The following is a 19,732-nucleotide window of genomic DNA, read 5'->3' on the forward strand; positions in this document are numbered from 1 at the left end:
CACACCTCCGTTCGTTTTAAATATATATTACCAAACGTATGCTACTACTTCTCCACCAGTTTGTAATTGACGAGCGTCTTTGTCTGTCATTACTCCCTTAGATGTAGAAACAAGAGCGATACCTAATCCGTTAAGTACACGTGGTACTTCGTCAGCTTTAGCGTAAACGCGTAAGCCAGGTTTACTGATACGTTTTAATCCAGTGATTACACGTTCATTGTTTGCACCATATTTCAGGAAAATACGAAGGATACCTTGTTTGTTATCCTCGATGTATTCTACATCACGAATGAAACCTTCACGTTTTAAAAGTTCAGCGATCTCTTTTTTGATTTTAGAAGCAGGAACCTCTAATTTCTCATGACGTACCATGTTCGCATTACGGATGCGAGTAAGCATGTCTGCAATTGGATCTGTCATCACCATGTGTTTTACCTCCTTCCCATTTGTGGGTTTTACCAACTAGCTTTTTTAACACCAGGAATTTGACCTTTATATGCAAGTTCACGGAAACAAATACGGCAAAGTTTAAATTTGCGGTATACAGAATGCGGACGACCGCAGCGTTCGCAACGTGTATACTCTTGTACTTTAAACTTAGGAGTACGCTTTTGTTTCGCTATCATAGATTTTTTAGCCACGTTTTCGCCTCCTCTACTTAGCGTTGGCTTCCATTATTTTTGGAATGGCATACCGAATTGTGTTAAAAGTTCACGAGCTTCTTCATCAGTTTTCGCTGTAGTAACGATTACGATGTCCATACCGCGGACTTTGCTTACTTTATCATAATCAATCTCAGGGAAAATAAGTTGCTCTTTAACACCTAATGTATAGTTTCCACGACCATCGAATGATTTCTTAGAAACACCACGGAAATCACGTACACGTGGTAAAGAAACTGATACTAATTTGTCGAAGAACTCATACATTTGCTCGCCGCGTAAAGTTACTTTCGCACCGATTGGCATACCTTCACGAAGACGGAAACCAGCGATTGATTTTTTAGCACGAGTTACAACAGGTTTTTGACCTGTGATTTGTGTTAATTCTTCTACTGCGTTGTCTAACGCTTTTGAGTTAGATACCGCGTCACCAACACCAGTGTTGATTACGATCTTTTCGATTTTTGGTACCTGCATTACAGATTTATAGTTAAACTTGCTCACTAGAGCAGGAGTAATTTCCTTTTGGAACTTCTCTTTAAGGCGATTCAATGAAGTGACCTCCTTTCTTAAGAAAATTATTTATCTAATAATTCACCAGATTTTTTTGCAATACGAACTTTTTTACCATCTTCTACTTTGAAGCCTACACGAGTAGGTTCACCTGTTTTCGGATCTAAAATCATAACGTTAGAAACGTGAATAGGTGCTTCTTTAGTAATAATTCCACCTTGTGGATTTAATTGAGATGGCTTAGAGTGCTTCTTAACGATATTGACACCCTCAACGATAACACGGTTTTGCTTTGGGAAAGCCACAAGGATAACGCCTTGTTTTCCTTTGTCTTTACCAGTGATTACCTGTACTTTATCACCTTTTTTTACATGCATCTTAATTCTGCACCTCCTTAGCAAGGCAATACCTTAAATTATAGAACTTCTGGAGCTAAAGAAACGATCTTCATGAAGTTGCTATCACGTAATTCACGAGCTACTGGTCCGAAGATACGAGTACCACGTGGGCTCTTATCGTCTTTAATGATAACCGCTGCGTTTTCATCAAATTTGATGTAAGAACCGTCCGGACGACGAGCTCCGCTCTTCGTACGTACCACTACTGCTTTAACAACGTCACCTTTTTTAACAACGCCACCTGGTGTTGCTTGTTTTACCGTAGCAACGATAATGTCACCAATGTTAGCATATTTACGACCAGAGCCGCCTAATACTTTAATTGTTAAAAGTTCACGTGCACCAGAGTTGTCAGCAACTTTCAAACGAGATTCTTGTTGGATCATGTTATGAAACCTCCCTTCGGACTAAAAATTCCGATTCGTCTATTTAGATAATAACCGCTTCTTCAACGATTTCAACTAAACGGAAACGCTTAGTAGCAGAAAGCGGGCGAGTTTCCATGATTTTAACGATATCGCCAAGTTTCGCTTGGTTTTGCTCATCATGGGCTTTGTACTTCTTAGAATACTTAACACGTTTTCCGTACAAGGAATGAGTTTTGTAAGTTTCAACTAAAACTGTAATCGTTTTGTCCATTTTGTCAGACACTACACGACCAGTATAAACTTTGCGTTGGTTACGTTCGCTCACTATGCAAACCTCCCCTCAATTTATCGATTAATTCCGATCTCTCTTTCACGAACTACAGTTTTCATACGAGCAATTGCTTTACGCACTTCACGAATGCGAGTTGGATTCTCTAATTGTCCTGTAGCAAGTTGGAAGCGAAGATTAAACAACTCTTCCTTTAAAGCTTTAACTTTTGTTTCGATTTCGGCAGTGGTTAATTCACGAATATCATTAGTTTTCATTAGATTCACCACCATTTTCTTCACGTTTTACGAATTTACATTTCACAGGTAACTTGTGAGCTGCAAGACGTAATGCTTCGCGTGCTACCTCTTCAGATACACCCGCGATTTCGAACATAATTTTCCCAGGTTTTACTACTGCTACCCAGCCTTCTGGTGCCCCTTTACCGGAACCCATACGTACTTCTAGAGGTTTTGCAGTGTAAGGTTTAGAAGGGAAAATTTTAATCCATACTTTACCGCCACGTTTCATGTAACGAGTCATTGCACGACGAGCAGCTTCGATTTGACGGTTTGTAATCCATGAAGCAGCTTGTGCTTGTAAACCGAATTCACCGAAAGCAATTTCAGTTCCACCTTTAGCACGACCACGCATTTTACCACGATGCTCTCTACGATATTTTACGCGTTTTGGCATTAACATATTATTTTCCTCCTTCCTCAGAAGCTTTCTTTTTTGTAGGAAGGACTTCTCCACGGTAGATCCATACTTTTACGCCTAATTTACCGTATGTTGTATCAGCTTCAACTGCTGCATAGTCAATATCAGCGCGAAGTGTATGAAGTGGAACAGTTCCTTCACTGTAAGATTCTGCACGAGCGATATCAGCTCCGCCAAGACGACCAGAAACCTGTGTTTTAATACCTTTAGCACCTGCACGCATAGCACGTTGAATAACTTGCTTTTGTGCACGACGGAATGATACACGGTTTTCTAATTGACGAGCGATGTTTTCGCCTACTAATTTAGCGTTAAGATCAGCTCTCTTAACTTCTAAAATGTTGATGTGTACACGCTTGCCTGTTAATTGGTTAAGAGCTTTACGAAGTGCTTCAACTTCAGTACCACCTTTACCAATTACCATACCAGGTTTTGCAGTGTGAATTGTAACATTTACACGATTTGCTGCACGTTCGATTTCTACTTTAGCAACAGCAGAATCTTTTAAGCGTACATTAATGTACTCACGGATTTTGATGTCTTCATGTAATAATGTAGCGTAATCTTTCTCAGCGAACCAACGAGATTCCCAGTCACGGATAACGCCGACACGAAGACCAATTGGATTAACCTTTTGACCCATCGATTATCCCTCCTTCTTTTCTGATACCACAACTGTGATGTGGCTTGTGCGTTTGTTAATTTGGCTTGCACGACCCATTGCACGTGGACGGAAACGTTTTAACGTTGGACCTTCGTCAACGAAAACTTTTTCAACAACTAGGTTGTTAATGTCCATCTCATAATTGTGCTCTGCATTTGCGATTGCAGATTTTAAAACTTTTTCTACAACTGGAGAAGCAGTTTTTGGTGTGTGGTTAAGGATAGCAATCGCTTCACCCACTTGCTTACCTCGGATTAAGTCTACTACTAAACGAACTTTACGAGGAGCAATACGAACTGTTCTCGCTACTGCTTTAGCTTGCATTGAAGTGCCTCCTCTCATTATCTTCTAGTTTTCTTATCGTCAGCAAGGTGACCTTTGTACGTACGAGTTGGTGCGAATTCACCTAACTTATGGCCAACCATATCCTCAGTGATGTACACAGGTACGTGTTTACGACCATCATATACAGCGATTGTGTGTCCGATGAACTGAGGGAAGATTGTTGAACGGCGAGACCAAGTTTTAACAACTTGTTTTTGCTCAGATGCAACTAATTTTTCCATTTTGCTCATTAAGTGATCATCGACAAATGGTCCTTTTTTTAAGCTACGAGCCATTTTGGTGCCTCCCTTCGTGATTGGCGTACGGTTCTAGAAATGAACCGTACTACAATCCCATTATTTTTTACGACGACGAACGATGAATTTGTCAGACGCTTTGTTTTTCTTACGAGTCTTGAATCCAAGAGTTGGTTTACCCCATGGAGACATTGGAGACTTACGTCCGATTGGAGAACGTCCTTCACCACCACCGTGTGGGTGATCAACCGGGTTCATTACAGAACCACGAACTGTTGGGCGTTTACCTAACCAGCGAGAGCGACCTGCTTTACCGATTTTGATAAGTTCGTGTTGTTCGTTACCTACTTGACCGATTGAAGCGCGACAAGCAGATAATACAAGACGTACTTCACCAGAAGTTAAACGTACAAGTACGTATTTACCTTCTTTACCAAGTACTTGAGCAGATGTACCAGCAGAACGAACTAATTGTCCGCCACGACCAGGCTTAAGCTCGATGTTATGAACAACAGTACCTACTGGAATGTTGATTAATGGTAATGCGTTACCGATTTTAATGTCAGCTTCTGGGCCAGACATAACTTCCATACCTACTTCTAAAGATTTAGGAGCAAGAATGTAACGTTTTTCACCGTCAACGTAGTTAATTAATGCGATATTCGCAGAGCGGTTTGGATCGTATTCGATCGTAGCAACGCGTCCTGGAATTCCATCTTTGTTACGCTTAAAGTCGATGATACGGTATTGACGCTTATGTCCGCCACCTTGATGACGTACAGTGATTTTACCTTGGTTATTACGACCAGCCTTCTTGCTTAAAGGAGCAAGTAATGACTTTTCGGGTCTATCAGTCGTGATTTCAGCGAAATCATTCGTAGTCATATTACGACGACCGTTAGTAGTTGGATTATACTTTTTGATTCCCATCTCAATTTCCCTCCTTCTTTAGTAAGAATTAAACGCCTTGGAAGATTTCGATTTCTTTGCTGTCAGCAGTTAGCTTAACGATTGCTTTACGACGACGGCTAGTAAAACCAGCGTGACGACCAACGCGTTTTGCTTTCGGCTTGTAGTTCATGATGTTCACTTTTTCTACTTTAACACCAAAGATCGCTTCAAGAGCATCTTTAACTTCTGTTTTATTAGATTTAACGTCCACATCGAACGTGTATTTTTTTTCAGCCATCATTTCCATAGAACGTTCAGTGATAACTGGGCGCTTAATGATATCACGAGGATCTCTCATTATGCAAGCACCTCCTCTACTTTTTCCACTGCCGCTTTTGTCATGATTAGCTTATCATGATGAAGCACGTCTAAAACGTTTACGCCATCAGCAGTGATTACTGTTACTCCAGGGATATTGCGAGCAGATAACTCTACAGATTCGTTTGCATCAGCAGTTACGATAAGAGCTTTCTTCTCAACAGTTAATCCTTTAAGTACTGCTAGCATATCTTTTGTTTTTGGTGCATTTAACACTAGGTCTTCAAGAACTACAATGTTGTTCTCAACTACTTTAGTAGCTAATGCAGATTTGATTGCTAAACGACGAACTTTCTTAGGAAGTTTGTACGCATAGCTTCTTGGTGTAGGTCCGAATACCGTACCACCACCACGCCATTGAGGAGAGCGGATAGACCCTTGACGAGCACGTCCAGTTCCTTTTTGACGCCATGGTTTACGACCACCACCGCGAACTTCAGAGCGAGTTTTTACTTTGTGTGTACCTTGACGTAAAGATGCACGTTGCATCATTACAGCTTCGAAAAGTACAGCTTCATTTGGTTCGATACCGAAAATAGCTTCAGCTAATTCGATTTCACCAACCTGTGAACCAGTTTGGTTATATACAGTAACTTTTGGCATTGGAATTCCTCCTTCCTATTGTGAATTATTTGCTAACCTTCACAGCGCCTTGAACAACTACAAGAGATTTCTTAGCACCTGGAACGTTACCTTTTACTAGTAATAAGTTGCGCTCAGTGTCAACTTGAACGATTTCTAAGTTTTGGATAGTAACTTGGTCTCCACCCATACGTCCAGCAAGTTTTTTGCCTTTGAATACACGGTTCGGAGCAACTGGGCCCATTGAACCTGGACGACGGTGATAGCGAGAACCATGAGACATAGGTCCGCGAGATTGTCCGTGGCGTTTGATAACACCTTGGAAACCTTTACCTTTAGAAATTCCTGTTACATCAACGATTTCACCTGTAGCGAATACGTCAACTTTTACCTCTTGACCAACCTCTAATCCGTCCACGTCTGCATCGCGGATTTCGCGAATGAAGCGCTTAGGAGTTGTAGATGCTTTAGCAGTGTGGCCTTGTTCAGGTTTGTTAGTTAACTTTTCACGTTTATCTTCAAATCCTAACTGGATTGCATTGTAGCCATCAGTTTCAGTTGTTTTCTTTTGAAGAACAACGTTTGGATTAGCAGCGATAACTGTTACTGGGATTAACTCACCGTTCTCAGCAAATACTTGAGTCATACCGATCTTTCTTCCTAAGATTCCTTTGGTCATGAGTTACACCTCCTACATTTTTAAGTTATATAAATTATAGTTTGATTTCGATATCTACACCAGATGGTAAGTCTAAACGCATTAATGAATCTACTGTTTGTGGAGTAGGACTCACGATGTCGATTAGACGTTTGTGCGTGCGCATTTCGAATTGCTCACGAGAATCTTTGTACTTATGAACAGCACGAAGAATTGTGTAAACAGTTTTTTCAGTTGGTAATGGGATCGGACCAGAAACTGTTGCCCCAGAACGCTTAGCTGTTTCTACAATTTTCTCAGCTGACTGATCAAGAATACGGTGATCGTAAGCTTTTAAACGGATACGAATTTTTTCTTTTGCCATTATTTTCCCTCCTTCGTTCGCCTATTTCTAAAATAGACCTTCTCCATGGAAATTTCCCCACACCATGCCATGGCAAAGCGGCCGGGTGTGTCAGCAACCTTCCACTTCATCGCAGTCAAAGACCAACATTGTCTATTATACAATGTTATTCGTCTAGATGCAAGCATCTTTTTGTTTGCATCTGCTTTTCTCTACTTTTGCTATTATACATGGCACTTTAAAGAATTTCAAGTTTTCATCTAACAGAATTCATTTTACAGTTTCTGGATTATCTTTTGTTGTTTTTATATTACTATAGAAGAAACTCGTCAAAACAAAAAAAACACTCTCTTCTCCCTTATATAAACGCAAACAAAAAACCTAAGGGAAAATTCCTTAGGTTTTTTTATATCAGTTAAGATTACTCAACGATAGTAGCAACTACACCGTAACCTACTGTACGTCCACCTTCACGAATAGAGAATTTAGTTCCCTCTTCGATAGCGATTGGAGCGATAAGTTCGATAGTCATTTCGATGTTGTCACCAGGCATTACCATTTCAGTACCTTCTGGTAATTGGATGATACCAGTTACGTCAGTTGTACGGAAGTAGAACTGAGGACGGTAGTTAGCGAAGAATGGAGTGTGACGTCCACCTTCTTCTTTAGATAATACGAAAACTTCAGCTTTGAATTTAGCGTGAGCTTTTACAGAACCGCTTTTTGCAAGTACTTGTCCACGTTGGATGTCTTCACGAGCAACCCCACGAAGTAAAGCACCGATGTTGTCTCCAGCTTGAGCTTGGTCAAGAAGTTTACGGAACATCTCTACACCAGTTACAGTTGTAGAAGCATTTTCTTCAGCAAGACCGATGATTTCTACTACGTCACCAACTTTAACGATACCGCGCTCAACACGACCAGTAGCAACTGTACCACGACCTGTGATAGAGAATACGTCCTCTACAGGCATTAAGAATGGTTTGTCAGTTTCACGTTCTGGAGTTGGGATGTAAGCATCAACTTCAGCCATTAATTCAATGATTTTTGCTTCCCAATCAGCTTCTCCTTGAAGAGCTTTAAGAGCAGAACCTTTGATTACAGGAATGTCGTCGCCTGGGAATCCGTATTCAGATAATAGGTCGCGAACTTCCATTTCTACTAATTCTAATAATTCTTCGTCATCTACCATGTCGCATTTGTTTAAGAATACAACGATGTAAGGAACACCTACTTGACGAGAAAGAAGGATGTGCTCACGTGTTTGAGGCATTGGGCCATCAGCAGCAGATACTACTAAGATACCGCCGTCCATTTGAGCAGCACCAGTGATCATGTTTTTAACATAGTCAGCGTGACCTGGGCAGTCAACGTGTGCATAGTGACGAGTTTCAGTTTCGTACTCAACGTGTGCAGTTGAGATTGTGATACCGCGCTCTCTTTCTTCTGGAGCAGCATCGATTTGATCGTATCCGCGTGCTTCAGCACCACCAGCTTTTGCAAGAACTGTAGTGATCGCAGCAGTTAATGTAGTTTTACCATGGTCAACGTGGCCGATTGTACCGATGTTAACATGGGGTTTAGAACGTTCGAATTTAGCTTTAGCCATTCTAAATTCCTCCTTAGTTTATATAGGTTATTTTATATTTAGACTAGAAAGTGAAACTTACGTCCCACTTTCTAAGCTTACATAAGTAGTTATACTTGAACAATCGATAAAAATCAATTATTCACCTTTATTTTTTTTGATAATTTCTTCAGAAACAGACTTTGGTACTTCTTCATAGTGGTCAAACACCATAGAGAATGTTCCGCGTCCTTGAGTGTTAGAACGTAATGACGTTGCATAACCGAACATTTCAGAAAGTGGAACCATAGCGCGAACAACTTGTGCGTTACCGCGAGCTTCCATACCTTCTACACGTCCACGACGAGATGTTACGTCACCCATAATGTCACCCATGTACTCTTCAGGAATTACAACTTCAACTTTCATCATTGGCTCAAGAATTACTGGGCTACATTTAGAAACCGCAGCTTTAAGTGCCATAGATGCAGCGATTTTGAACGCCATCTCAGATGAATCGACATCATGGTAAGATCCGTCAACTAATGCAGCTTTAATGTCAACTAGTGGATAACCAGCTAGTACACCATTTTTAAGTGCATCTTCAAGACCTGCTCCAACAGCTGGGATGTATTCACGAGGAACTACACCACCGACGATCTTGTTTTCGAATTCGAATCCTTTACCTTCTTCGTTAGGTTCAAACTCAATCCAAACGTGACCGAATTGTCCACGACCACCAGATTGACGAGCGAACTTACCTTCAACTTTCGCAGCAGCACGGAAAGTCTCACGGTATGCTACCTGAGGAGCACCAACGTTTGCTTCCACTTTGAATTCACGACGCATACGGTCAACGATGATATCAAGGTGAAGTTCACCCATACCAGCGATGATAGTTTGGCCAGTTTCTTGGTCAGTGTGAGCACGGAATGTTGGATCTTCTTCAGAAAGCTTAGATAATGCTGTACCCATTTTATCTTGGTCAGCTTTAGATTTTGGTTCGATAGCTACAGAGATAACTGGCTCTGGGAATTCCATAGACTCAAGGATAACAAGGCTCTTCTCGTCACAAAGAGTATCACCAGTAGTAGTATCTTTTAAACCTACAGCAGCAGCGATATCACCAGCGTAAACTGTTGAAATCTCTTCACGGCTGTTAGCGTGCATTTGCAGGATACGACCTACACGCTCACGCTTACCTTTAGTTGAGTTTTTCACGTATGATCCAGAGTTTAACACACCAGAGTACACACGGAAGAACGTTAACTTACCAACATAAGGGTCAGTCATGATTTTGAATGCTAAAGCTGCGAATGGTTCTTCATCGCTAGACTTACGTTCTACTTCTTCATCTGTATCCGGTAGAGTACCTTTAATAGCAGGTACATCTAGTGGAGATGGAAGGTAGTCGATAACTGCGTCTAACAGAATTTGAACCCCTTTGTTTTTGAATGCAGAACCACAGATTACTGGGAAGAATTCTACAGAAGTTGTAGCCTTACGGATACCAGCTTTAAGCTCTTCTACAGTGATTTCTTCACCTTCTAGGTACTTCATCATCATTTCTTCATCAAGCTCAGCTACCGCTTCAATAAGTTTTCCACGGTATTCTTCAGCTAATTCTTTGTGCTCTTCAGGAATTTCAACACGTTGAATGTCTGTTCCTAAATCGTTACCGTACATGTAAGCACACTCTTCAACAAGGTCAATGATACCATTGAACTCATCTTCAGCACCGATTGGTAACTGAATTGGATGTGCGTTTGCTTGTAAACGATCGTGGATTGTTCCTACAGAGTATAAGAAATCTGCACCGATCTTATCCATTTTGTTAACGAATACGATACGAGGTACGCCGTAAGTAGTAGCCTGACGCCAAACAGTTTCTGTTTGTGGTTCTACACCAGATTGCGCATCAAGTACTGCTACAGCGCCATCAAGTACGCGTAAAGAACGTTCTACTTCTACTGTGAAATCTACGTGTCCTGGAGTATCAATGATGTTTACACGATGACCTTTCCATTGTGCTGTAGTTGCAGCAGAAGTAATTGTGATACCACGCTCTTGCTCTTGCTCCATCCAGTCCATCTGAGATGCACCTTCGTGAGTTTCACCGATTTTATGAATACGTCCTGTGTAGTACAGAATACGCTCGGTTGCTGTTGTTTTACCAGCATCGATGTGAGCCATGATACCAATATTACGAGTGTTTTCTAAAGAGAACTCTCTTGCCATTTGGTGTCTTGCTCCTTCCATATATGGATTGGATTTTTTTATTTTAAGTAGCAAAAAAGCCACTTTATATTGTTACACATGTCAGTATGTCCAGTACTCTCATTATGTAAAACGAGCGCCCGATGAAAGGGAGAGGCATTCTCCCTCTCCACACTTCCATAAGCGACAAATAAAGCGGTTTATGCTTACATTTATTTTACGTTGAATCCTACCAACGGTAATGAGCAAATGCTTTGTTAGCTTCTGCCATTTTATGAGTGTCTTCACGTTTCTTAACAGATGCACCAGCGTTGTTAGCTGCATCTAAGATTTCGTTAGCAAGACGCTCTTCCATAGTTTTTTCACCACGAAGACGAGCGTAGTTTACTAACCAACGAAGACCTAAAGTTGTACGGCGTTCTGGACGAACCTCAACTGGAACTTGGTAGTTAGCACCACCAACACGACGAGCGCGTACTTCAAGAACAGGCATGATGTTCTTAAGAGCTTGCTCGAATACTTCCATTGGCTCTTTACCAGTACGTTCGTTTACGATATCGAACGCATTATAAAGAATTGTTTGAGATTTACCTTTTTTACCGTCAACCATCATTTTGTTGATAAGGCGTGTTACTAGCTTCGAATTGTACATTGGATCTGGTAACACGTCACGTTTCGCAACAGGTCCTTTACGAGGCATATTGAGTTCCTCCTTTCATTTTAAAGTTATTATTTTTTAGCAGGTTTTGGTCTCTTAGTACCATATTTAGAACGTCCTTGCATACGTTTGTCAACACCAGCTGTGTCAAGCGCACCACGAACGATGTGGTAACGTACCCCCGGTAAATCCTTTACACGACCACCGCGAATTAATACTACGCTATGCTCTTGTAGGTTATGACCGATACCTGGGATGTAAGCTGTAACCTCGATACCGTTTGTTAAACGTACACGAGCGTATTTACGTAACGCTGAGTTAGGTTTCTTTGGAGTCATTGTACCAACACGAGTACATACACCACGTTTTTGAGGTGCAGAGATATCAGTTGATTTTTTCTTTAAAGAGTTAAAACCTTTGTTTAACGCAGGTGATTTAGATTTCCATACTTTATCAGTACGACCATTTCTCACTAATTGGTTAATAGTAGGCATTTGATTATCCTCCCTTCGCATGTTTGTATGACCACATATCCAGGTGGTTCATTATTAGTTGAAAACAAAGTTTTTGCAAGGAAGAGCAAATGCTCTCTCCTCACAAAAACAGTTTTAACTTATTATTCCTATTGCTGAAGCTCCCACTTGAATCCCCGAAGCTTTACCAAGCTTACGAACTGATTCAACTTTTGTTATGGGCACGTTATATTGCATTGCAACACGAATGATAGCATGGGTTAACCGCATGTCAGCATCCTCTGCGATGACAACTTCTTTAACTGTACCATTTTTGATTGCCTCCAATGTGCGTTTATGACCAACGACTACATTTTCAGCAGTTGATACTTTTTGATAAGACATATAAATATCCTCCAAAGCATCGTTCAGGAGCAACCTTGATTATAGTAACATTTTGACTCATACAATGTCAACTAAGATTAATTGTTTTTATACAAAATTTATGCCGGAAAATTTTACTGTTCCACATAAACCTCATCGTTTTCTACATTCATGTCATCTTGTGTTGTTTTTACAAGATCCACTTTGCGATAACGATTCATACCTGTTCCAGCAGGAACAAGTTTACCGATAATAACATTTTCTTTTAATCCTAGAAGTTCATCGCGTTTACCCTTAATTGCTGCATCAGTTAAGACACGAGTTGTTTCTTGGAACGATGCTGCAGATAAGAATGAATCTGTTTCAAGTGAAGCTTTTGTAATACCAAGTAGAACAGGTCTAGCTGTTGCTGGTTGCTTACCTTGCAGTAAGACCTTAGCATTCGCATCAGTGAACTGATGGATATCTAGTAATGTTCCTGGTAATACATCTGTTTCACCTGCATCACTTACACGAACTTTACGTAACATTTGACGCACCATTACTTCTACGTGTTTGTCACCAATTTCTACCCCTTGCATACGGTATACTTTTTGAACTTCACGTAATAAGTATTCTTGAACCGCCGTAATGTCCGTTACTTTTAGTAATTCTTTCGGATCAATAGAACCTTCTGTTAACTCTTTACCGTGGCTAATTGGCTGTCCTGGAGTTACTTTCAGACGAGCACCGTAAGGAATAGCATACGTACGAGCTTCAACTTCACCCTGTACAACTACTTCTTGGCGATCTTTAACGTCGTTGATCGCTGCGATAACACCGTCGATTTCACTGATAACTGCCTGACCTTTCGGATTACGAGCTTCGAAGATCTCTTGGATACGAGGTAAACCTTGAGTGATATCATCTCCGGCAACCCCACCTGTATGGAATGTACGCATCGTTAACTGTGTACCTGGCTCACCGATAGATTGAGCTGCGATAATACCTACCGCTTCTCCTACTTCTACGTCTGTTCCAGTTGCTAAGTTACGACCGTAACACTTCTTACATACACCGTGGCGAGTGTTACACGTAAACGCTGAACGAATGTTTACAGTTTCAACACCCGAATTTTCAACGATATGAGCGATATCTTCAGTAATTAATTGATTTTCAGCAACTAATACTTCACCTGTTTCAGGATGTTTTACAGTTTTTCTTGCAAAACGTCCAACAAGACGATCATATAATGACTCGATAACTTCATTACCCTCTTTAATCGCACCGATTAATAAACCGCGATCTGTTCCACAATCATCTTCACGAACGATTACATCTTGTGCAACGTCAACAAGACGACGTGTTAAGTAACCAGAATCGGCAGTTTTAAGTGCTGTATCAGCAAGACCTTTACGCGCACCGTGCGTAGAGATGAAGTACTCAAGTACTGTTAAACCTTCACGGAAACTCGATTTGATTGGAAGTTCGATGATACGACCAGATGGATTGGCCATAAGACCACGCATACCAGCAAGCTGAGTAAAGTTAGATGCGTTACCACGGGCACCTGAGTCACTCATCATGAAGATTGGGTTGCGTTTATTCAAGGATTTCATCAGTTTTCCTTGGATAACATCTTTTGCATTACTCCAAATAGAGATAACGCGATCGTAACGTTCTTCTTCCGTGATTAAACCGCGACGGAATTGTTTAATTACATTATCTACTTTTGCTTGTGCTTCGTGGAGAATTTCATCTTTTTCGCCTAATACAAGAATGTCAGATACCCCAACTGTAATACCAGCTTTTGTAGAGTACTTGAATCCTAAGTTTTTCATACGGTCAAGCATGCGAGACGTTTCTGTAATTTGGAAACGTTTGAATACTTCCGCAATGATGTTACCAAGGATTTTCTTGCTAAATGGCGCCACTTCTTCGCGACTAGCAATAATTTCTTTAATGTTCGCACCTTTTTCAACGAAATATTTCGCTGGTGTTTCTTTTTCAAGGTTTGAATTTGTTGGTTCATTAATATAAGGGAACGACTCTGGTAAGATTTCGTTAAATATTAATTTACCAACTGTTGTTAATAGAAGCATACTCTTTTGCTCTTCAGTAAATGTTGCGTTGTTTACTGCACTTGCAGCTACTGCAACACGTGTATGAAGATGAACATATCCATTTTGATATGCAAGCAATGCTTCGTTTGCATCTTTGAAGACCATACCTTCACCGATTGCACCTTCACGCTCAAGTGTTAAGTAATAGTTACCTAATACCATATCCTGAGATGGAGTAACAACTGGTTTACCGTCTTTCGGGTTCAAGATGTTTTGTGCCGCTAACATAAGAAGACGAGCTTCAGCTTGAGCTTCTGATGATAAAGGTACGTGAACGGCCATTTGGTCACCGTCAAAGTCCGCGTTGTATGCAGTACATACAAGTGGGTGAAGACGGATTGCGCGACCTTCTACTAATGTAGGTTCAAACGCCTGGATACCAAGACGGTGAAGTGTTGGTGCGCGGTTTAGAAGTACTGGATGTTCTTTAATCACAGACTCTAAAACGTCCCAAACTTCAGGTTGTACACGCTCGATTTTACGTTTCGCACTCTTAATGTTATGTGCTAATCCTTTTTCAACTAACTCTTTCATTACGAAAGGTTTGAACAGTTCAAGCGCCATTTCTTTTGGTAATCCACATTGATACATCTTTAAGTTCGGTCCTACAACGATTACAGAACGACCAGAGTAGTCAACACGTTTACCTAATAAGTTTTGACGGAAACGTCCTTGTTTACCTTTAAGCATGTGAGATAGTGATTTTAATGGACGGTTACCTGGTCCAGTAACTGGACGGCCACGACGACCATTATCGATTAATGCGTCTACAGCTTCTTGTAACATACGTTTTTCGTTTTGAACGATGATGCTTGGTGCACCTAAGTCCAATAGACGTTTTAAACGATTGTTACGGTTAATTACACGACGGTATAAGTCGTTTAAGTCAGAAGTAGCAAAACGTCCACCGTCTAACTGTACCATTGGGCGTAGTTCTGGTGGAATTACTGGTAGAACATCTAAGATCATCCAAGACGGTTCATTTCCAGAGTTACGGAATGCTTCTAATACTTCTAGACGTTTAATAGCACGAGTACGGCGTTGTCCTTGTGCTGTTTTTAATTCTTCTTTTAAGAAGTCTACTTCTTTATCTAAATCGATGTCTTGTAGTAGCTTTTTAATTGCTTCTGCACCCATAGCAGCTTGGAATGTGCTACCATATCGATCACGATATGCACGGTATTCTTTTTCAGAAAGTAATTGCTTCTTATCAAGTGGTGTATCTCCACTTTCTGTTACAACATAAGAAGCGAAATAAATTACTTCTTCAAGCGCGCGAGGGGACATGTCTAAGACAAGTCCCATGCGGCTCGGGATACCTTTGAAATACCAAATATGAGATACAGGAGCAGCTAATTCAATATGACCCATACGTTCACGACGTACTTTTGCACGCGTTACTTCAACGCCACATCGATCACAAACTACACCTTTATAACGTACACGTTTGTATTTTCCGCAATGACATTCCCAGTCCTTTTGTGGTCCGAAAATACGCTCACAGAACAAGCCATCTTTTTCAGGCTTTAACGTACGATAGTTAATAGTTTCTGGTTTCTTAACTTCACCGTATGACCAAGAACGAATCTTGTCAGGTGAAGCAAGTCCAATCTTCATATATTCAAAGTTATTTACATCTATCAAGGGGCCTACCTCCCTTTTAGTCTACAGGTTATCCCAATTATTCCTTAGTTGTCTCAACTTCGACATTCAATTTATCTGCTGATTGATGATCATCGTCATCTTCTGTATCACGCATTTCAATTTCTGTATCGTCGCTAGACATCATTTTAACGTCCATACCTAAACTTTGCAGCTCTTTAATCAATACTTTGAATGATTCAGGAACGCCTGGTTCTGGAACATTTTCGCCTTTAACAATTGCTTCATAAGTCTTAACACGTCCAACAACATCATCAGACTTCACTGTTAAGATTTCTTGAAGAGTATAAGCAGCACCGTAAGCTTCAAGTGCCCAAACCTCCATCTCACCGAAACGCTGTCCACCGAACTGAGCTTTACCTCCAAGAGGTTGCTGCGTTACAAGTGAGTATGGTCCAGTAGAACGAGCATGAAGTTTATCGTCAACCATGTGCGCAAGTTTGATCATATACATGACACCAACAGATACGCGGTTATCGAATGGTTCACCAGTACGTCCGTCATACAGGATTGTTTTCGCGTCATTTGCCATACCAGCTTCTTCAATTGTGCCCCAAACATCTTCCTCACGAGCACCATCGAATACTGGTGTTGCAATGTGAATACCAAGGTATCTTGCTGCCATACCAAGATGAAGCTCTAATACCTGACCGATATTCATACGAGATGGTACCCCTAATGGGTTTAACATGATATCGATTGGCGTACCGTCTGGTAAGTAAGGCATATCTTCTTCTGGTAAAATACGAGAAATAACACCTTTGTTACCGTGACGTCCGGCCATCTTGTCACCTTCAGAAATTTTACGTTTTTGAACGATATATGCACGTACAAGTTGATTCACGCCTGGTGGCAATTCATCGCCATCTTCACGGTTGAATACTTTTACGTCTAAGATAATACCGCCACCACCGTGTGGTACACGTAGTGATGTATCACGTACTTCACGCGCTTTTTCTCCAAAGATAGCATGTAATAGACGTTCTTCAGCTGTTAATTCTGTTACACCTTTAGGTGTTACTTTACCAACAAGTAAATCTCCATCTTTTACTTCAGCACCAACGCGAATGATACCGCGCTCGTCAAGGTTACGTAATGCGTCTTCCCCAACGTTTGGAATGTCACGTGTAATTTCTTCTGGTCCAAGCTTCGTATCACGAGCTTCTGATTCATATTCTTCAATATGAATAGAAGTGTACACATCATCTTTTACAAGGCGCTCACTCATGATGATCGCATCCTCGTAGTTATAACCGTCCCAAGTCATGAAGCCAACAAGCACGTTACGTCCAAGTGCTAGTTCACCTAATTCCATAGAAGGACCATCCGCAAGGATTTCACCTTTTACAACTTCATTTCCAACACTTACGATTGGACGTTGGTTGTAACAAGTTCCTTGGTTAGAACGAATGAATTTTTGCATTTTGTAGCGATCTAAGTCGCCTTTTACTGTTTGACCGTCAACTTCTACATAGCGACGTACCCAAACTTCACGTGCTTCTACGCGCTCAACAACACCAGGATGTTTACAGATTACTGCAGCACCTGAGTCTTTTGCTGATACGTACTCCATACCTGTACCTACAATCGGAGATTCCGGATTCATTAACGGAACCGCCTGACGTTGCATGTTCGCTCCCATAAGTGCGCGGTTAGAGTCATCGTTTTCTAAGAACGGAATACAAGCTGTCGCTGCCGACACTACTTGTTTTGGAGATACATCCATGTAGTCGATGCGTTCTCTATTTGTGACAATGTTTTCACCACGGAAACGAGCTACGATATCTTCACTTAGGAATTCACCTTCGTCAGATAATTTCATATTCGCTTGGGCTACAACATAATTATCTTCTTCATCTGCTGTTAAGTAATCAACATGCCCTGTTACAAGACCAGTTTCTGGGTCAACACGACGGTATGGTGTTTCAATGAAACCAAACTCATTTACTTTCGCGAACGAAGATAATGAGTTAATCAAACCGATGTTTGGTCCCTCTGGTGTTTCAATCGGACACATACGACCGTAGTGAGAGTAATGAACGTCACGCACTTCAAAGCCTGCGCGCTCACGCGTTAAACCACCAGGTCCTAATGCAGATAGTCTTCGTTTGTGAGTTAACTCTGCTAATGGGTTTGTTTGGTCCATAAACTGAGATAACTGAGAACTTCCGAAGAACTCTTTAATAGATGCAATAACAGGACGAATATTAATTAGTGCCTGTGGTGTAATCGCATTTGTATCTTGGATCGACATTCTCTCACGAACAACACGTTCCATACGAGAAAGACCGATACGGAATTGATTTTGTAATAGTTCTCCAACAGAACGCAGACGACGGTTTCCTAAATGGTCAATATCATCTGTATCCCCTACTTTGTATAGTAGGTTGAAGAAGTAACTGATAGAAGCAAGGATATCACCTGGTGTGATGTGTTTCACATCACGAGTAATGTTTGCATTACCAATTACATTAATTACGCGTTCGCCTTCCGACTCAGGAGCATAAATCTTAATAGATTGCAGCTCAACATCGCCTTCTACCACTCCACCCATTGGTTTCGCTGTTTTGAATCCAATGTTTTTCTCTAAGTAAGGTAAAATGCGATCAAGTGTACGACGATCTAAGATTGTTCCTTCTGCCGCTAAAATTTCACCAGTTTCTGGATCCACTAATGTTTCAGCTAAACGTTGATTAAACAATCTGTTTTTAATGTGTAACTTCTTGTTGATCTTATAGCGACCTACATTTGCTAAATCGTAGCGCTTTGGATCGAAGAAACGAGACACAAGTAAGCTCTTAGCATTTTCTACTGTTGGTGGTTCACCAGGACGTAGACGCTCATAAATTTCAAGCAATGCTTTTTCTGTGCTATCTGTGTTGTCTTTTTCTAATGTGTTGCTTAAGTATTCGTTATCACCTAAAAGCTCGGTGATTTCTTGATCAGAGCCAAACCCTAATGCGCGTAACAAAACAGTTACAGGAAGTTTACGCGTACGGTCAATACGCACATATACAACATCCTTAGCATCTGTCTCATACTCTAACCAAGCTCCGCGGTTTGGAATTACAGTAGCAGTAAAACCACGTTTTCCGTTTTTATCCACTTTGCCACTATAGTATACGCTTGGAGAGCGAACTAACTGGGAAACGATAACACGTTCTGCACCGTTAATTACGAATGTTCCAGTCTCTGTCATGAGTGGGAAATCTCCCATGAACACATCTTGTTCTTTTACTTCACCAGTTTCCTTGTTGATTAGACGCACTTTTACACGAAGTGGTGCTGCATACGTCACATCACGCTCTTTGCATTCGTCTACAGAGTATTTAGGTTCACCTAAGCTGTAGTCGATAAATTCAAGCGATAGATTTCCCGTAAAGTCTTCAATCGGAGAAATGTCTTGGAACATTTCTCGCAAACCCTCATCAAGAAACCACTGATAAGAAGAGGTTTGAATTTCGATAAGATTTGGTAACTCTAATACTTCACTAATACGGGCATAACTTCTTCGTTGGCGGTGGCGTCCGTATTGAACTAGTTGACCTGTCAACTGCTTCACCCCTCAAATCATGAGTATTATAAATGCACAAAAAAATTTGTGCAAAATCACAAATAAATACAACTACTGCTATTAGCGTAGTCTCTTTCTCTTAAAGATAAA

The 19,732-nt window shown here is 40.9% G+C and carries 23 protein-coding genes; all 23 read right to left on the reverse strand.

The annotated features are described in order from the left end of the window. Positions 1-27 precede the first annotated feature (27 nt). Positions 28-426 carry a 30S ribosomal protein S8 gene (gene rpsH, locus GBN78_RS12125; RefSeq protein WP_000245511.1) on the reverse strand — a complete coding sequence of 133 codons (399 nt, stop codon included), beginning with the start codon at positions 424-426 and terminating at the stop codon, positions 28-30. 29 nt (positions 427-455) lie between these two features. Beyond that, positions 456-641, reverse strand: coding sequence for a 30S ribosomal protein S14 (gene rpsN, locus GBN78_RS12130; RefSeq protein WP_001085700.1), 186 nt, complete (start codon positions 639-641; stop codon positions 456-458). 33 nt (positions 642-674) lie between these two features. Next, on the reverse strand, positions 675-1,214 hold the full coding sequence (gene rplE, locus GBN78_RS12135) for a 50S ribosomal protein L5 (protein ID WP_001080831.1): 540 nt from the start codon (positions 1,212-1,214) through the stop codon (positions 675-677). A gap of 26 nt (positions 1,215-1,240) precedes the next feature. Beyond that, positions 1,241-1,552: a 50S ribosomal protein L24 gene (rplX, locus tag GBN78_RS12140; protein WP_000558200.1), complete on the reverse strand. Its 312-nt coding sequence runs from the start codon at positions 1,550-1,552 to the stop codon at positions 1,241-1,243. Between the two features lie 38 nt (positions 1,553-1,590). Beyond that, positions 1,591-1,959, reverse strand: coding sequence for a 50S ribosomal protein L14 (gene rplN, locus GBN78_RS12145; RefSeq protein ID WP_000615912.1), 369 nt, complete (start codon positions 1,957-1,959; stop codon positions 1,591-1,593). Positions 1,960-2,002: 43 nt separating this feature from the next. Next, positions 2,003-2,266, reverse strand: a complete 264-nt coding sequence (rpsQ, locus tag GBN78_RS12150) for a 30S ribosomal protein S17 (protein ID WP_000004106.1) — start codon at positions 2,264-2,266, stop codon at positions 2,003-2,005. Positions 2,267-2,286: 20 nt separating this feature from the next. Beyond that, positions 2,287-2,487 carry a 50S ribosomal protein L29 gene (gene rpmC / locus GBN78_RS12155; protein ID WP_000855718.1) on the reverse strand — a complete coding sequence of 67 codons (201 nt, stop codon included), beginning with the start codon at positions 2,485-2,487 and terminating at the stop codon, positions 2,287-2,289. After that, positions 2,477-2,911, reverse strand: a complete 435-nt coding sequence (gene rplP / locus GBN78_RS12160) for a 50S ribosomal protein L16 (protein WP_000928969.1) — start codon at positions 2,909-2,911, stop codon at positions 2,477-2,479. The genes rpmC and rplP overlap by 11 nt, the downstream gene beginning before the upstream one ends. A gap of 1 nt (position 2,912) precedes the next feature. Further along, positions 2,913-3,572, reverse strand: a complete 660-nt coding sequence (gene rpsC, locus GBN78_RS12165) for a 30S ribosomal protein S3 (protein ID WP_000529956.1) — start codon at positions 3,570-3,572, stop codon at positions 2,913-2,915. A gap of 3 nt (positions 3,573-3,575) precedes the next feature. Beyond that, on the reverse strand, positions 3,576-3,917 hold the full coding sequence (rplV, locus tag GBN78_RS12170; protein ID WP_001148024.1) for a 50S ribosomal protein L22: 342 nt from the start codon (positions 3,915-3,917) through the stop codon (positions 3,576-3,578). A gap of 17 nt (positions 3,918-3,934) precedes the next feature. Continuing rightward, the gene (gene rpsS / locus GBN78_RS12175) at positions 3,935-4,213 is read right to left on the reverse strand and encodes a 30S ribosomal protein S19 (RefSeq protein ID WP_000124454.1); all 279 of its coding nucleotides are present in this window, start codon (positions 4,211-4,213) and stop codon (positions 3,935-3,937) included. A gap of 60 nt (positions 4,214-4,273) precedes the next feature. Further along, positions 4,274-5,104 (reverse strand): 50S ribosomal protein L2, encoded by an 831-nt coding sequence (gene rplB, locus GBN78_RS12180; protein ID WP_000511583.1) that lies wholly within the window; start codon positions 5,102-5,104, stop codon positions 4,274-4,276. Positions 5,105-5,132: 28 nt separating this feature from the next. After that, entirely contained in the window at positions 5,133-5,423 is a 291-nt protein-coding gene (gene rplW / locus GBN78_RS12185; protein WP_001205558.1) for a 50S ribosomal protein L23, read from the reverse strand. Further along, entirely contained in the window at positions 5,423-6,046 is a 624-nt protein-coding gene (gene rplD, locus GBN78_RS12190) for a 50S ribosomal protein L4 (RefSeq protein WP_001127258.1), read from the reverse strand. The genes rplW and rplD overlap by 1 nt, the downstream gene beginning before the upstream one ends. A 25-nt stretch (positions 6,047-6,071) precedes the next feature. Next, positions 6,072-6,704, reverse strand: a complete 633-nt coding sequence (gene rplC, locus GBN78_RS12195; RefSeq protein ID WP_000160207.1) for a 50S ribosomal protein L3 — start codon at positions 6,702-6,704, stop codon at positions 6,072-6,074. A gap of 34 nt (positions 6,705-6,738) precedes the next feature. Continuing rightward, positions 6,739-7,047 (reverse strand): 30S ribosomal protein S10, encoded by a 309-nt coding sequence (gene rpsJ, locus GBN78_RS12200; RefSeq protein WP_001040596.1) that lies wholly within the window; start codon positions 7,045-7,047, stop codon positions 6,739-6,741. Between the two features lie 400 nt (positions 7,048-7,447). Further along, positions 7,448-8,635, reverse strand: coding sequence for an elongation factor Tu (tuf, locus tag GBN78_RS12210; RefSeq protein WP_001029614.1), 1,188 nt, complete (start codon positions 8,633-8,635; stop codon positions 7,448-7,450). 117 nt (positions 8,636-8,752) lie between these two features. Then, positions 8,753-10,831, reverse strand: a complete 2,079-nt coding sequence (gene fusA, locus GBN78_RS12215; protein WP_000090370.1) for an elongation factor G — start codon at positions 10,829-10,831, stop codon at positions 8,753-8,755. 208 nt (positions 10,832-11,039) lie between these two features. After that, positions 11,040-11,510: a 30S ribosomal protein S7 gene (rpsG, locus tag GBN78_RS12220; protein ID WP_001137491.1), complete on the reverse strand. Its 471-nt coding sequence runs from the start codon at positions 11,508-11,510 to the stop codon at positions 11,040-11,042. 29 nt (positions 11,511-11,539) lie between these two features. Beyond that, positions 11,540-11,962: a 30S ribosomal protein S12 gene (gene rpsL, locus GBN78_RS12225; RefSeq protein ID WP_001142341.1), complete on the reverse strand. Its 423-nt coding sequence runs from the start codon at positions 11,960-11,962 to the stop codon at positions 11,540-11,542. 114 nt (positions 11,963-12,076) lie between these two features. Continuing rightward, positions 12,077-12,325, reverse strand: coding sequence for a 50S ribosomal protein L7ae-like protein (locus GBN78_RS12230; RefSeq protein WP_000121837.1), 249 nt, complete (start codon positions 12,323-12,325; stop codon positions 12,077-12,079). Positions 12,326-12,438: 113 nt separating this feature from the next. Then, positions 12,439-16,050, reverse strand: a complete 3,612-nt coding sequence (gene rpoC, locus GBN78_RS12235) for a DNA-directed RNA polymerase subunit beta' (protein WP_000567939.1) — start codon at positions 16,048-16,050, stop codon at positions 12,439-12,441. 37 nt (positions 16,051-16,087) lie between these two features. Next, positions 16,088-19,621, reverse strand: coding sequence for a DNA-directed RNA polymerase subunit beta (gene rpoB / locus GBN78_RS12240; RefSeq protein ID WP_000147553.1), 3,534 nt, complete (start codon positions 19,619-19,621; stop codon positions 16,088-16,090). Positions 19,622-19,732: the final 111 nt, after the last annotated feature.

Source organism: Bacillus sp. B2-WWTP-C-10-Post-4 (genome assembly GCF_009183805.1).
Classification (GTDB): domain Bacteria; phylum Bacillota; class Bacilli; order Bacillales; family Bacillaceae_G; genus Bacillus_A; species Bacillus_A cereus.

Coding starts and splice junctions, on each gene's coding strand:
- rpsH (WP_000245511.1), bottom strand. CDS start 426: ATGGTGATGACAGATCCAATTGCAGACATGCTTACTCGCATCCGTAAT.
- rplX (WP_000558200.1), bottom strand. CDS start 1,552: ATGCATGTAAAAAAAGGTGATAAAGTACAGGTAATCACTGGTAAAGAC.
- rplN (WP_000615912.1), bottom strand. CDS start 1,959: ATGATCCAACAAGAATCTCGTTTGAAAGTTGCTGACAACTCTGGTGCA.
- rpmC (WP_000855718.1), bottom strand. CDS start 2,487: ATGAAAACTAATGATATTCGTGAATTAACCACTGCCGAAATCGAAACA.
- rplP (WP_000928969.1), bottom strand. CDS start 2,911: ATGTTAATGCCAAAACGCGTAAAATATCGTAGAGAGCATCGTGGTAAA.
- rpsC (WP_000529956.1), bottom strand. CDS start 3,572: ATGGGTCAAAAGGTTAATCCAATTGGTCTTCGTGTCGGCGTTATCCGT.
- rplV (WP_001148024.1), bottom strand. CDS start 3,917: ATGCAAGCTAAAGCAGTAGCGAGAACAGTTCGTATTGCTCCTCGTAAA.
- rpsS (WP_000124454.1), bottom strand. CDS start 4,213: ATGGCTCGTAGCTTAAAAAAAGGACCATTTGTCGATGATCACTTAATG.
- rplB (WP_000511583.1), bottom strand. CDS start 5,104: ATGGGAATCAAAAAGTATAATCCAACTACTAACGGTCGTCGTAATATG.
- rplW (WP_001205558.1), bottom strand. CDS start 5,423: ATGAGAGATCCTCGTGATATCATTAAGCGCCCAGTTATCACTGAACGT.
- rplD (WP_001127258.1), bottom strand. CDS start 6,046: ATGCCAAAAGTTACTGTATATAACCAAACTGGTTCACAGGTTGGTGAA.
- rplC (WP_000160207.1), bottom strand. CDS start 6,704: ATGACCAAAGGAATCTTAGGAAGAAAGATCGGTATGACTCAAGTATTT.
- rpsJ (WP_001040596.1), bottom strand. CDS start 7,047: ATGGCAAAAGAAAAAATTCGTATCCGTTTAAAAGCTTACGATCACCGT.
- tuf (WP_001029614.1), bottom strand. CDS start 8,635: ATGGCTAAAGCTAAATTCGAACGTTCTAAACCCCATGTTAACATCGGT.
- fusA (WP_000090370.1), bottom strand. CDS start 10,831: ATGGCAAGAGAGTTCTCTTTAGAAAACACTCGTAATATTGGTATCATG.
- rpsG (WP_001137491.1), bottom strand. CDS start 11,510: ATGCCTCGTAAAGGACCTGTTGCGAAACGTGACGTGTTACCAGATCCA.
- rpsL (WP_001142341.1), bottom strand. CDS start 11,962: ATGCCTACTATTAACCAATTAGTGAGAAATGGTCGTACTGATAAAGTA.
- GBN78_RS12230 (WP_000121837.1), bottom strand. CDS start 12,325: ATGTCTTATCAAAAAGTATCAACTGCTGAAAATGTAGTCGTTGGTCAT.